11 protein-coding genes are annotated in these 12,559 nt (G+C 66.3%); 4 read left to right on the forward strand and 7 right to left on the reverse strand.

Features of this window, described 5'->3' with window-relative positions; translation table 11 throughout:
- Positions 1–635: 635 nt before the first annotated feature.
- From UU9_RS13480 to UU9_RS13490, 3 genes are read left to right on the forward strand one after another with little or no spacing between them, the layout of a single operon-like run.
- Positions 636–2,138: an MFS transporter gene (locus tag UU9_RS13480; protein WP_007082315.1), complete on the forward strand. Its 1,503-nt coding sequence runs from the start codon at positions 636–638 to the stop codon at positions 2,136–2,138.
- A 32-nt stretch (positions 2,139–2,170) separates the two neighbouring features.
- Positions 2,171–3,187 (forward strand): glycoside hydrolase family 43 protein, encoded by a 1,017-nt coding sequence (locus tag UU9_RS13485; RefSeq protein ID WP_425476852.1) that lies wholly within the window; start codon positions 2,171–2,173, stop codon positions 3,185–3,187.
- Positions 3,177–4,013, forward strand: a complete 837-nt coding sequence (locus UU9_RS13490) for an aldose epimerase family protein (protein ID WP_007082317.1) — start codon at positions 3,177–3,179, stop codon at positions 4,011–4,013. Before UU9_RS13485 ends, UU9_RS13490 begins: the two co-directional genes overlap by 11 nt.
- Positions 4,014–4,161: 148 nt before the next feature.
- Here UU9_RS13490 and rpoD read toward each other — a convergent pair whose 3' ends face one another.
- Together rpoD and dtd are read right to left on the reverse strand one after the other, a co-directional pair.
- Positions 4,162–6,042, reverse strand: coding sequence for an RNA polymerase sigma factor RpoD (gene rpoD, locus UU9_RS13495; RefSeq protein ID WP_007082318.1), 1,881 nt, complete (start codon positions 6,040–6,042; stop codon positions 4,162–4,164).
- 155 nt (positions 6,043–6,197) lie between these two features.
- Positions 6,198–6,638, reverse strand: a complete 441-nt coding sequence (dtd, locus tag UU9_RS13500) for a D-aminoacyl-tRNA deacylase (RefSeq protein WP_007082319.1) — start codon at positions 6,636–6,638, stop codon at positions 6,198–6,200.
- Between the two features lie 124 nt (positions 6,639–6,762).
- Here dtd and UU9_RS13505 point away from each other — a divergent pair, with 124 nt between their 5' ends.
- Entirely contained in the window at positions 6,763–7,644 is an 882-nt protein-coding gene (locus tag UU9_RS13505) for an LpxL/LpxP family acyltransferase (protein WP_007082320.1), read from the forward strand.
- Positions 7,645–7,726: 82 nt separating this feature from the next.
- Here the strand turns inward: UU9_RS13505 and UU9_RS13510 are convergent, their stop codons facing one another.
- The 5 genes from UU9_RS13510 to UU9_RS13530 all read right to left on the reverse strand — a co-directional run bounded on the left by UU9_RS13510 (position 7,727) and on the right by UU9_RS13530 (position 12,426).
- Entirely contained in the window at positions 7,727–8,038 is a 312-nt protein-coding gene (locus UU9_RS13510) for a tetratricopeptide repeat protein (RefSeq protein WP_007082321.1), read from the reverse strand.
- Positions 8,035–9,936, reverse strand: a complete 1,902-nt coding sequence (locus tag UU9_RS18430; RefSeq protein WP_007082322.1) for an ArnT family glycosyltransferase — start codon at positions 9,934–9,936, stop codon at positions 8,035–8,037. The genes UU9_RS13510 and UU9_RS18430 overlap by 4 nt, the downstream gene beginning before the upstream one ends.
- 118 nt (positions 9,937–10,054) lie before the next feature.
- Positions 10,055–10,870 (reverse strand): glycosyltransferase family 2 protein, encoded by an 816-nt coding sequence (locus UU9_RS13520; RefSeq protein ID WP_007082323.1) that lies wholly within the window; start codon positions 10,868–10,870, stop codon positions 10,055–10,057.
- A 39-nt stretch (positions 10,871–10,909) separates the two neighbouring features.
- On the reverse strand, positions 10,910–11,371 hold the full coding sequence (locus UU9_RS13525) for an adenylyltransferase/cytidyltransferase family protein (protein WP_040671066.1): 462 nt from the start codon (positions 11,369–11,371) through the stop codon (positions 10,910–10,912).
- A 38-nt stretch (positions 11,372–11,409) separates the two neighbouring features.
- On the reverse strand, positions 11,410–12,426 hold the full coding sequence (locus UU9_RS13530) for a CDP-glycerol glycerophosphotransferase family protein (RefSeq protein WP_040671068.1): 1,017 nt from the start codon (positions 12,424–12,426) through the stop codon (positions 11,410–11,412).
- Between the last annotated feature and the right edge of the window lie 133 nt (positions 12,427–12,559).

Raw genomic sequence — 12,559 nt, forward strand, 5'->3', positions numbered from 1 at the left:
GCGATAGGCCGGCCGCGATGACGGCGCGTCGTGGTTGATGGGCGGTCTGGTGTGTGCCCATCAAGCCGGCCCAGCGTCATCCTGACGGTGATAGCGCTACCAGTGAAAACAGCGCCCCATCGGGCAGGTCGCTGCCGCTGTACCGTCCGTGGAAGTCTACCCTCACCCAACTGCTTGTTTTACCGCTTTATGCCACATCCGACCACCTCCGTCGAATGCTGCTTTGCAGCGTGCGGGGTGCTAGTGTTAGCGCTATCTTTTTGAAACGATCAGGGTGGCCCGCCGTGCGCGGTGGACGGCACGGACCCCTCGACAATAAAAACAAATATCAGGACTGGACGGGGAAATTCGGTGCAAGTATCCATCGCAGACCCCGCCGCCGTGGCGCGGGGCTGATGGTTTTACCCTGCCGGTACTCGATACTTTCTGACGCAACAAACCGCCATGCCGTAGATTGGCGGCAGTGATACCGGCGGCCCACCCGACGCAGACGCATCGAGCGGGCCGTCACATGTGCGACATCGATTGCTCGCCGCTCGTCGCGCCGCCAGGCATGCATCACGGCGGTCGCCAGGCAGCGGGCGAAGGTGGCGTGACACTCCTCTTAAGGCGCGACAGCGCGGAAGCGGTCCATCATGAAGCCATCCACCACCACGCGTAGCGCCACCGACCGGCTTTCGGTCACGGAAAAAGTCGGGTACAGCCTGGGCGACCTGGCCGCCAACCTGATCTTCCAGACGTTGATCACGTTCCTGGCCTTCTTCTATACCGACGTCTTCGGCATTCCCGCCGGCACGGCGGCCAAGATCATCTTCGTCGTCGGCTTGCTGGGGGCGTTCGTGTTCACCCCGCTGGTGGCGCTGCTGGCCGACCGCACCCATACGCGCTGGGGCAAATTCCGGCCGTGGATCCTGTGGACCGCAATCCCGTTCGGCGCACTGGCGCTGCTGGCCTTCAGCACGCCCGACCTGGGGCCGGGCGGCAAGGTCTTCTACGCGGCCACGACCTACACCCTGCTGGTGATGGTCTACGCGGCCAGCAACCTGCCGTACTCGGCGCTCAGCGGCGTGCTGACCGGCAGCATGGCCGAGCGCAACAGCATGTCGTCCTATCGCTTCGTGGCGGTGATGATTGCTCAGCTGATGGTGCAGTCGCTGCTGCTTCCGCTGGTGCTGATCCTCGGCGGCGGCGACAAGGTGCAGGGCTTCCACAATGCGATGTTGCTGTTCGCGGGGGTCGGCACGGTGTTCTTGCTGATCACCTTCTTCACCACCCGCGAGCGCATCGTCCCGGCGCCGGAGCAGAAATCCAGCGTCCGCCAGGATCTGACCGACCTGGCCGGCAACCGTCCGTGGATGGTCATGCTGCTGCTGACCGTCATGGTGTTCACCACCCTGGCGCTGAAGGGCGGCACCTACGTCTACTACTTCGAGTACTACCTGGACGAACCGGCGCTGGCGGCGTTCCTGCACCACATCGGCTTCAACCGGTTCATCGACGGACTCAACGCGATGCTCACCGGCATGGGCCTGACCAAGTTCCAGTGGCCGGAAGACCCGGCGACCTCGGCGTTCAGCCTGTTCAACGCCGGCGGCATCATCTTCATGATCGTCGGCATCGGCTTCTCCAAGCGGCTGGCCGACCGTTTCGGCAAGCGCGACGTGTTCGGCGCGGCGCTGTTCGTCTCCACGTTGTTCCTGCTGGCGTTCCTGGCCTTTCCGCCGGACCGGATCGGGCTGGTGTTCGTCGCGCAGATCCTGCACGGTTTCTTCTACGGCATCACCATCCCGCTGCTGTGGGCGATGACCGCCGACGTGGCCGACTACTCGGAGTGGAAGAACAACCGCCGGGCCACCGCGATCATCTTCTCGGCCATGCTGTGCGGTCTGAAGCTGGGCCTGAGCATCGGCGGCGCGCTGGTTGCCGGCATCCTCGCCCACTACGGCTACCTGGCCGGCGCGGCGACCCAGTCCGCCGCCACGGTCGATGGCATCCGCCTGTCGGTCAGCCTTTACGCCGCGCTGCCGTTCCTGGTCTGCGTGGGGCTGCTGTTCCTGTACAAAATCAACAAGCCGATGGAGTCGCGCATTGAACGCGAGCTCGCGGAGCGTCGGCGATTGGCCGAGGAGGCAGTCTGATGTCGAACCATTCCACCGATGAGGTTTCCGGCGTGCCGGAAAACCCCACTCCGGCCGAAGTGCAGGCGCTGACCGCACGGGCGATCTCCCAGCCGCTGGTCACGCAGATCTACACCGCCGATCCGTCCGCGCATGTGTTCGACGGGGCGATCTACATCTACCCGTCGCACGACGTCGAGGGCGGCGTGCCGTTCAACGACAACGGCGACCACTTCTGCATGGAGGACTATCACGTCTTCCGCATGGCATCTCCCGACAGCGAGGCGGTCGATTGCGGCGTGGCCCTGCACGTGAAGGATGTGCCCTGGGCCGAGCGCCAGATGTGGGCGCCGGATGCCGCGCGCAAGAACGGCAAGTACTACCTCTATTTCCCGGCCAAGCGCCCCGACGGCATCTTCCAGATCGGCGTGGCCGTGGGCGACCGCCCGGAAGGCCCGTTCAAGCCCGAGCCGCAGGCGATCGAAGGCAGCTACTCCATCGACCCGGCGGTCTTCGGCGACGAGGATGGCGATCACTACATGTACTTCGGCGGTCTCTGGGGTGGGCAGCTGCAGAAATACCGCAACAACACCTACGCCGAGGCAAACGAGGAGCCGGCGGCGGACGAACCCGCCCTGGGGCCGCGCGTGGCCCGGCTCGACGCGGCCATGACCGGCTTCGCCGAAGCGCCGCGCGAAATCGTGATCCTCGACGAACACGGCAAACCGCTGCTGGCGGGCGACCACGACCGGCGCTATTTCGAAGGGCCGTGGATGCATCGCTACAAGGGCACGTACTACCTGTCCTATTCCACCGGCAACACGCATTTCCTGTGCTACGCCACCAGTGACAACCCTTACGGGCCGTTCACCTACCAGGGCCGCATCCTGTCCCCGGTGGTGGGCTGGACGACACACCATTCGACCTGCGCGTTCGGCGACAAGTGGTACCTGTTCTATCACGACGCCTTGTTGTCCGGCGGGGTGACGCATCTGCGCTCGATCAAGATGACGGAGCTGCAGCACGACGAGCAGGGCCGCATCGTGACGCTGCACCCGTATGGCGCCTGAGCAGGCAAAGCCGTCGGATATCGACGTCACTGCCGAGCTTGCGCCGGGGCCGCTGCTGCGGATCGGGCGTGGGCCGTTGTCGGTCGATATCGCGCCGGTCGCCGGCGGGCGCGTGGCGCAGGTGATGTTCGATGGCGTCGCCTGGCTGGCGGATTACAGTCCGCAGAACCAGACGGCGATCGCCTGGGGCAGCTTTCCCATGCTGCCGTGGGCCGGTCGCGTACGGCACGGGAAATTCGATTTCCACGGCCCGCGCCAGTTGCCGGTGAACCTGGGCGATCACGCCATCCACGGCGTGGCGCTGCTGCTGCCGTGGCAGGTGGACGAGCACTCGGCCACGCATGTGGAGCTGTCGCTGCCGCTGCCGCGCGACCACCGCTGGCCGTTCGGCGGCCGTGCCCACCAGCGCATCGAGGCGCGCGAGCGGGCATTGCACATGACGCTGTCGGTGACCGCCGGGGAGCAGGCCATGCCGGCCACCCTGGGCTGGCATCCGTGGTTCCTGAAACCCGATCGCCTCGACTTCCAGCCATCGCGTTACTACCCCCGCGACGCCGACGGCATGGCCACCCTGCCGCTGGCCGAGCCGCCGCCGGGCCCGTGGGACGATTGCTTCATCAACGAGCAGCCGGTCGTGCTGGCGCGCGGGCCGCAGCAATTGCGGCTGACGTCGAGTTGCGATCACTGGGTGGTCTACGACCAGCCGGCGCACGCCACCTGCGTCGAACCGCAGAGCGGCCCGCCCGATGCGTTCAACCTTGGCTCGGCGCAACAGCTCGAGCCCGGCGCCACCTTGTCGGCGTGGTACCGCCTGGCGTGGGATTGACCTTTGCTGTGGGAGCGACTTCAGTCGCGATGCTTTTGCAGGTTGGGTGAAAAAGGGTATCGCGGCTGAAGCCGCTCCCACAAAAAGCTCCGGCCCAACGAGAAAGCCCCGCACTTGGCGGGGCATTTCGTTGATGGCGCGGTAGCGCTTATTCCACGTCGAGGAACGAGCGCAGCTGCTCCGAGCGGCTGGGATGGCGCAGCTTGCGCAGCGCCTTGGCCTCTATCTGGCGAATGCGCTCGCGGGTGACGTCGAACTGCTTGCCGACTTCCTCCAAGGTGTGATCGGTATTCATGTCGATACCGAAGCGCATGCGCAGCACCTTCGCCTCGCGCGGGGTGAGGCCGCCGAGCACGTCGCGCACGGTTTCCATCAGGCCGGTTTCCGTCGCCGAATCGATCGGCGAGCTGGCGTTGCCGTCCTCGATGAAATCGCCCAGGTGCGAATCCTCGTCGTCGCCGATCGGGGTCTCCATCGAAATGGGCTCCTTGGCGATCTTCAGCACCTTGCGGATCTTGTCCTCGGGCATCTCCATTTCCTTGGCCAGTTCTTCCGGCGTGGCCTCGCGGCCGAACTGCTGCAGCATCTGGCGGGAAATGCGGTTCAACTTGTTGATCGTCTCGATCATGTGCACCGGGATGCGGATGGTGCGCGCCTGGTCGGCGATCGAGCGGGTGATCGCCTGGCGGATCCACCAGGTGGCGTAGGTCGAGAACTTGTAGCCGCGGCGGTATTCGAACTTGTCGACGGCCTTCATCAGGCCGATGTTGCCCTCCTGGATCAGGTCCAGGAACTGCAGGCCGCGGTTGGTGTACTTCTTGGCGATCGAGATCACCAGGCGCAGGTTGGCCTCGACCATTTCCTTCTTGGCGCGGCGCGCGCGCGCCTCACCGCTGGCCATGGCGCGGTTGATGTCCTTGATGTCGATCAGCGGCAGAAACAGCTTGCGCTCGATCGCGGCCAGCTTCTCCTGCTCGGCGTCGATCGCCTCGCGGTGGGTCTTCACGTTCGGCGACCACTTCTGGCGCTTGCGGCTCAACTCGGCCGCCCATTCGAGGTTGCCCTCGTTGCTGGGGAAGGTCTTGATGAACTCGGTCTTGGGCATCTTCACCTGCTTGACGAAGATGTCCATCAGCGCGCGCTCGTGATGGCGGATGTCGCCCACGACTTCGCGCAGCTTGCGCACGAAGCCGTCGATCAGCGCGCTGGGCAGCTTGAGCTTCAGGAATTCCTCGGCCATCTGATCGCGCAGCTTCACGATCTTCTTGTCGAGAATGCTGTCGGCCTTGGGCGCGGCCTTCTGGAACTTGGCGTAGTAGTCGCGCAGCAACTCCATGCGGCGCTTGACCTCTTCCGGATCCGGTCCGGTCGGGCCGGCCTCTTCCTCTTCCTCTTCGGCGTCATCGTCGTCGCCTTCGGAGTCGTCGTTGGGATCGGGCTCGGGCAGCAGTGCGGCGGCGGCTTCCTTTTCCTTGCGGGCGAGGTCGGCGGCTTCTTCCAGGTCGAGGAAGCCGGCCAGGATCTCGCTGAGGCGGCGCTTGCCGTCCAGGTGCTGGTCGTACTCTTCCAGCAGCAGCTCGATGGTCAGCGGGAAGCTGGCCAGCGCGGTCTGTACCTGGCCCAGGCCTTCCTCGATGCGCTTGGCGATGGCGATCTCGCCTTCGCGCGTCAGCAGTTCGACCGTGCCCATCTCGCGCATGTACATGCGCACCGGATCGGTAGTGCGGCCCACTTCGGCGTCGACGGCGGAGAGCAGCGCCACGGCTTCCTCGGCGGCGGCTTCGTCGTCGCCGGAGGTGTTGCCGGGGGCGGCGCCGTCGGCGATGGTGTCGGTGTCGGGCGCGGCGTCATGGACTTCGATGCCGACGCCCTTGAGCACCGCCATGATGTCTTCGATCTGCTCCGGGTCGACGACGTCGTCGGGCAGGTGGTCGTTGATTTCGGCGTACGTCAAATAGCCCTGCTCCAGACCCTTGGAGATGAGCGCTTTGATTTCCGACTGTTGCTCGTGGGGAGCTTTGCTATTCATTAACCGACCACCGCGGGGTTCAAGAACCGGACATTATAGCGATATGCTGCTTTTTTGACCAGTTTGCAAGTGAGAAATCATCAGGACAGGCCACGCAAAAAGCGCGCCAGATCGGGGCCTTGCGTGGTTTTACGCCACACGGCGCAGGCCTCGCATCAGCCGGTATCGAGCCGGAACGTCACCGGGCCATCGTTGACCAGCCGGATCACCATATGGGCACCGAAGCGGCCGGTTTCCACCCCCGGGTGCGCGGCGCGCGCCAGCTCCAGCAGCCGGTCGAACCAATGCCGGGCGTGGTCCGGCGACGCGGCGGAAGTAAAGCTTGGCCGCATGCCGGAACGGGTGTCGGCGGCCAGGGTGAACTGGCTGACTAGCAACAGGCCGCCACCGGTATCGGTCAGCGAGCGATTCATGCGGCCGGCGTCGTCGGCGAAAACGCGGTAGCCGAGCAGGCGTTCCAGCATGCGCCGCGCCTGGGCCTCGCCGTCGTCCGGCTGCACCGCCACCAGCGCCAGCAGGCCGGGCCCGATGGCGCCGACGCATTCCTGCTCGACCTCGACTTCGGCGGACAGGACGCGCTGGATCAGGGCAATCATGAGGGCTCGGCGTAGCGGGAAGCGCACAGCTTACGGCGCCGGCGGGGGCGGCGGAAGACTGTCGGCAGATGCCGGTGCCTCTCCGGCAGAAGGATTCCGCGGCGGCCTCACGTAAACTTCGCCGATGCGTCCCGACGTCTACCTTCTCTATCTCGTGCTGCGTTTGCTCGCGCTGCTGCCGCTGCGGTTATTGCATGGCGCCGGTGCGCTGTTGGGACGGCTGCTGTTGTGGCGTGGCGGCCGCACGGCGCACAACACCGCGGTGAACCTGCGCATCGCGCGGCCACAACTCGATGACGCGGCACAGGCGGCATTGCTGCGCGACGTGATGATGGAGAGCGGCAAGTCGGTGACCGAGATCATCAAGATCTGGGGCAGCGGCGCGCAGCGTTCGCTGGGCCTGATCCGCGAGGTGCGTGGCGAGGCGCTGCTCGATGCGGCGCTGGCGGCGGGCAAGGGGGTGATCATCGCCGCGCCGCACCTGGGCTGCTGGGAACTGCTCAACTACTGGCTGGGCAGCAAGATGCCGCTGGCCATTCTCTACCGTCCGCCGCGGATCGCGGCGATCGAGGCGCTGCTGCGCAGGGTGCGCGGTGCGCTGGCACCCGAGCAGGTGCGCGCCGATGGCGCGGGTGTGCGTGCGCTGTACAAGCGACTGGCCGCGGGCGGCACGGTGGGCATCCTGCCCGACCAGAAACCGCGCGCGGGCGAGGGACAGGCGGTGCCGTTCTTCGGTCGTGACGCGCTGACGATGGTGCTGCTGCCGCGGCTGGCCGCGCGCACCGGCGCCACCGTGCTGTTTGCCTTCGCCGAGCGCTTGCCGCGGGGTGCGGGCTATCGTATCCATCTGCGCCCGGCGCCCGAGCAACTCGACGACGCGAATCCGGCAGTCGCCTGCCGCGCACTCAACCGCGGTGTGGAGGCCTGTGTGGAGCAGGCGTTTGCGCAGTATCAATGGCAGTACAAACGTTTTTCAGGAAACGGCTGGCCCAGCCCCTACGGGTAGGAGCGCACCCTGTGCGCGATGCTTTTCACGCGGGATTCGGGATTCGGGATTCGCAAGAGCAATCGCGCACAGGGTGCGCTTCCTACAGCCGCCGCAGGAACACCGCCATTTCCTTCTCCGCCTGCTTGTCGCCGCGCTGCGCGGCCGCTGCCATGCCGCTGCGCCATGCCTCGGCGGCGGCCGGTTTCTGGCCGGCGGCGAGGCAGGCCTTGCCCAGGGCTTTCCACGCCGCGGAGTAGGTCGGGTCGAACGCCACCGCGCGCCGCAATTCCTCGATCGCGGCGACCGCGTCGCCGTCGTTCAACAGGGCGGTGCCCAGCGAGAAACGCAGCAACGCGCCGTCCCGCGGCCCTCCGCATTGCTGGCGCAGGCTGGCGATCAGCGGCGCGCTCACGGTTGCAGCCGGTAACGCCGATCGTCGGCCGGATAGACCTGGGTGGCCCGGCTGGGCTCGGGCGGCGTGTGGCCTTCGCGCAGGTCGGCCAGCGACTGGGCTGGCCATACCGCCAGCCACGATGAGCGGAACGGCTGCACCAGCAAGGCGTAGCGCAGGTCGTCCGGGTCGAGCGCGTCCGGATGCGTCACCACCACGGCGTCCGGGTGGTCGCGGGCGAAATCCAGCAGCGCCTGGTCGCCGTACAACTCGGTGATGGGTTGGGTCAGTCGTCCGGCGAAGTGGAACTCGCCGGCGTAATTGCCCAGATAGCCGATCGGCCGATGCGCCTGTTCGACGGCGCCGAGCAGGCGCGCCGCGGGGCGGATGTCGTAGTTCTTCCACAGGGCCAGCGTGAACAACGTATTGAGCGACAGCACGCCAATCAGCCCGGCGAACGCCAGGCGGCGCAACTCGCCGCGGCCGCGCAGCAGCAGCAACCCACCCAGCAACAGGAAGACCACGCTGAAATAGCGGCTGTACGGCGCCGCGTCGCTGGCCCATTCACCGGTCAGCAGGTGGCTGGCCACCAGCGGCGGCATGGCGAACAGCAGCAGCGCGAACACGATGCCGCCCACGCCCAGCGGCCAGGTGCCCAGCCAGCCATGGCTGGCCAGCACGGGATGGCGCTCGCGCAGCACGGCAATGCAGCCGGCGATCAGCAGCACGGCGCCGGCCAGCTCCGGCAGCAGGTAGTAAAGCTGCTTGCCGCTGATCAGCGAAAACACGAAGAAGCCGGGCAACAGCCAGCACAGCGCGAAGCGCATGCCAGGCTCCAGCGGCCGTCGCAGCAGCGCCACCGACAGCGGCACCAGCAACAGGCACACCAGCAGTTTCGCCAGCCACGGCGAGGCGCCGGGAATCATGGCCAATACCAGCAACCCCACCAGCGCCAGCAACGAAAGCCACAGCGCGGGCTTGATGCCGCGCTCCCACGGTCGCTGCAGCAAAGTCGCCGCCACCGCCACCGGCGCGCGCGGCCAGCCGCTGAACGGAAACAGCAGGGCCGGCAGCCACAGCAGGTACCACCACACCGGCTGGGCGTGGTTCTGCAGATCCTTGCCCTTGGACAGCGCATCGACGACGCGGCCGGCCGTCTGCGTGAAAAACAGCCGTTGCCGATACGCCTCGCCACCGGCGAACCCGGCCGGCAGCGCCCACGCCAGCAGCATCACCGCACCCAGCAGCAACGAAAGCACGCCGCGCCCGTACCAGCGCAGTTGATGCTGACGCGCCCAGTCATTCCACAACGGGCCCAGCAACCACGGAAACACCACGTGCAGCAGCATCACCGGACCCTTGGTCAGCAGGCCCAGCCCGATGCAGATGCCGAACAGCAGCCAACGCGGCTCGGCCCGCCGGGTCTTCGGCGTCAGGCACAGCAGCGCCGCCAGCGTCCACACCGCCAGCAGCACGTCGTACATGATCTGCAGGCCGAACAGGAACGCGTAACCCAGCGCCAGCAGCATCCACGGTGCCGCCTTGGCCATCCACGGACGGTTCGGAAACAACCGCTGCGCCAGGGTCGATACCAGCACCAGTTGCGTGGCGCCGAACAAAACCTCCAGCACCCGCGGCCAGATGTCATTGACGCCGAACACGAACCAGCCGCTCTGGATCAGCCAGAACAGCAGCGGCGCCTTCTCGCTGTACGGCTCGCCATTGATGTACGGCACCAGCCAGTGGCCCTGGTTGAACATCTCCCACGCCACCGCCAGCGTGCGGGTGGAATACAGCGGCATCGGCCCGTGCGAAAAAATGGCCAACAGCGCCACCACCGTCCACAACAGCAACCACGACCACATGGCGCGCAGGTTTTCGAGACGGCTGTAGGCGTTGAGGGGCACGGGAAAGCTCATGGTGGAGAGGCAGCCGATTCTAGCCTGCGCCGCATCGCGGCAACGTGGCCGGTGCCGCAGATCGTACCGGCCGGTGCGTCGCGGGCGCGTCCTCGCATGCGTTGATCGGCGGCGATTTCTAGCGGTCCAGACCGTGGCGGATCAGCACGTCGCCGGCCATCGCCACCGACGCCGGGTTGCGGCACATCTCGTAATAGCGCATGCGCTTGTAGACCGCGTAGCTGGCATTGGTCTGCGAAACCGCGAAACCGCGCCAGCCGTCGAACATGGCCAGGCGCAGCACGTAGTCCTTGAAGAAGGTAGTGACGAACACCAGCGCGCAATCCCACATCCGCGGCTTGCGGCCCTTCTGTTGCCAGTCGCGCGCCTTCAGCTCGGCGTAGCGCAGCACCTTCAGGCCCTTGTGCACCAGGGTGGGGTTGTTCTCGTGCTCGAACGGCGCCTTGAACGATGCCTGCGACCCGTCCCAGGTCAGCGATTCATGCACTCGCACGTCGCGCCAGCGGGCGCGGTCGCGGTGATACAGACGCGCCAGCTTCTCGCCCACCATCGGCCGATACCAGCGCATCGGCGCGCCCATATATAGCGTGCGCCGACGCAGGATGCCGACCGCCGCCTCCGACGCCATCACTTGCGGAAGCCGCTGCTCCAGTTCGCGCGCCAGCTCCGGCGAAAGAAATTCATCGGCATCGAGCACCAGTATCCACGGGTGGCTAGCCTGGGTAGTGCCGAAGTTGCGCTGCGGGCCGAAGCCCAGCCAGTCCTGGTGCACCACGCGGGCGCCGTGGGCGCGGGCCACCTCGAGGGTGGCGTCCGTGCTGCCGCAATCGACCACCAGCTTTTCCGCGGCGAACGGCACGCTGTCCAGGCAGCGACCGATCACGGCCGCCTCGTTGTGGGTCATGACGACCAGGGTCAGGGGAAGCTGGGGCATGCGGCGATTTTACCAGTCAAGCCAGGGTCGCTGCGGCGGTCAATCGAAGCGGTCGATGATCGCCGAGATGACGTTCAACGCCTGCCGCAGGTCGTTCACGTGCTCCTTGTCCAGCACGCGCAGGAGTTTCTTCATGCTGGTGCTGGATATGCCTTCGGTGCGCGGCAGGTAGACCACGTTGCAATGGGCCTTCAGTTCGTCGAAACGACCGGTCCAGTCCGCGCCCATGCCGAAGGTGGACACGCCGTATTTCGCGATGTCGCCAACCTTCTGCTCCCAGTGGCTTTCGGGGATGGCCAGATCCACGCATTTGATGTTCTGCACGATGCGTTGGCGATCCTCGAACGGCACGATGGTCTGCTTGCCCTTGGTGGCGTTGAACTCGTCGGTGGACACGCCTACCACCAGGTAATCGCCCAGCGCCTTCAGCCGCTGCAGCAGGTTCAGGTGGCCGACGTGAAACAGGTCGAAGGTGCCGTAGGTCAGTACGACGTTTTTCATCGATCGATCCCCTGCCTCGTTGGTGTCGACGGCGCCGGTCATCGCAGCTTGCGCCAGTATTTGAAGCGGCGCAGCAGGCTCAAGGGCTTGCGTTTCAGGTCGCCGCGGCCCGTCGCCAGCATCGCTTCCACCGCGTCGAGCACGCGCTCGCTGGAGCGTCCGTCGCGCAGCGGCTGCATCGCGTGGGCATATTCGCGGCGCGCTTCGCGGGACGGATCGTCGCCGCCGAGCGCGGCTTCCAGGCTGTGCTCCAGCGCGGCGGGGTCGTCCACGTTCACCAGGTGCGGGCCGGGCAGGCGGTTGCGGAAGGCCACGACGGGCTTGTCCAGCAACATGAATTCGGCCGCTACCGATGAGGTGTCCGTCAGCAGCACGTCGGCGTCCTGCAGCAGCGGTGCCAGTGCGGTGGTCGAGACGATCTCGTAGTTGTCGCCATGGATCGCGCGCAACGGCGCGGCGAATTCCTCGGCCATCTTGGGGTGGAACTTCACCGTCCAGCGCCACGGCCGGCGCGCCACGATGTCGGCAATCGCGGCGGCCAGGGCTGGCGCCGAGGTGAGCGAGGGGCTGAACGTGGGCGCGTAGAGGATGCGTTTTTCATCGCCTTCGGCGCGGGCGGCGGCGGGCGTGCGCAACAACACGTCGGTTTTCGGCCAGCCGGTTTCCACCACCTTGAACCAGCCGTGCTGCCGCGCCAGCTGCTCGAACGGCGCCGTGGTCAGCGGACCGAAAGTGCAGAACAGGTCGAACATGCCGCGGATGCGGAAGTGGCCTTTCTTCTCGATGCCCAGGCCGTGGAAAACCTGCACCTTCAGCCCCGGAAACGACAGCGGCACTTCGTTGCCCGGTACCAGCACGGCGTCGGGATTGAACGCGCGCACTTCCGCGGTGGTGCGCAGCAGGCGTTCGCCCGGAAGCAGGTTTCCCGGCACCGGGCCATTCAGGAACCACGCGACCTCGTCGCCGCGTTCCAGCGCCGCGGCCTGCAGCGGGCGCAGGATCTCGAACGCATACGACAGCTCGGCGAAAAGCAGGTAACGGTGCGGCTTTGCCATGAAAAATCCCGAACGCGGCGCCACGCCACGGCGCCAGAAAAGCACTCCAGGTTTCCGGCCGGCATCAGCGCGATGCGGAAAACGCAGGAGATCAATGGGCGAAGTCTAGCGTTTGCGATCGCGTCCTGATCGA

Source organism: Rhodanobacter fulvus Jip2 (assembly GCF_000264315.1).
GTDB classification, from domain to species: domain Bacteria; phylum Pseudomonadota; class Gammaproteobacteria; order Xanthomonadales; family Rhodanobacteraceae; genus Rhodanobacter; species Rhodanobacter fulvus.

Bases quoted from the DNA above. Each gene is read 5' to 3' on its own strand.
- UU9_RS13480 (WP_007082315.1), top strand. From the start codon at position 636: ATGAAGCCATCCACCACCACGCGTAGCGCCACCGACCGGCTTTCGGTC.
- UU9_RS13490 (WP_007082317.1), top strand. From the start codon at position 3,177: ATGGCGCCTGAGCAGGCAAAGCCGTCGGATATCGACGTCACTGCCGAG.
- rpoD (WP_007082318.1), bottom strand. From the start codon at position 6,042: ATGAATAGCAAAGCTCCCCACGAGCAACAGTCGGAAATCAAAGCGCTC.
- dtd (WP_007082319.1), bottom strand. From the start codon at position 6,638: ATGATTGCCCTGATCCAGCGCGTCCTGTCCGCCGAAGTCGAGGTCGAG.
- UU9_RS13505 (WP_007082320.1), top strand. From the start codon at position 6,763: ATGCGTCCCGACGTCTACCTTCTCTATCTCGTGCTGCGTTTGCTCGCG.
- UU9_RS18430 (WP_007082322.1), bottom strand. From the start codon at position 9,936: ATGAGCTTTCCCGTGCCCCTCAACGCCTACAGCCGTCTCGAAAACCTG.
- UU9_RS13520 (WP_007082323.1), bottom strand. From the start codon at position 10,870: ATGCCCCAGCTTCCCCTGACCCTGGTCGTCATGACCCACAACGAGGCG.
- UU9_RS13525 (WP_040671066.1), bottom strand. From the start codon at position 11,371: ATGAAAAACGTCGTACTGACCTACGGCACCTTCGACCTGTTTCACGTC.
- UU9_RS13530 (WP_040671068.1), bottom strand. From the start codon at position 12,426: ATGGCAAAGCCGCACCGTTACCTGCTTTTCGCCGAGCTGTCGTATGCG.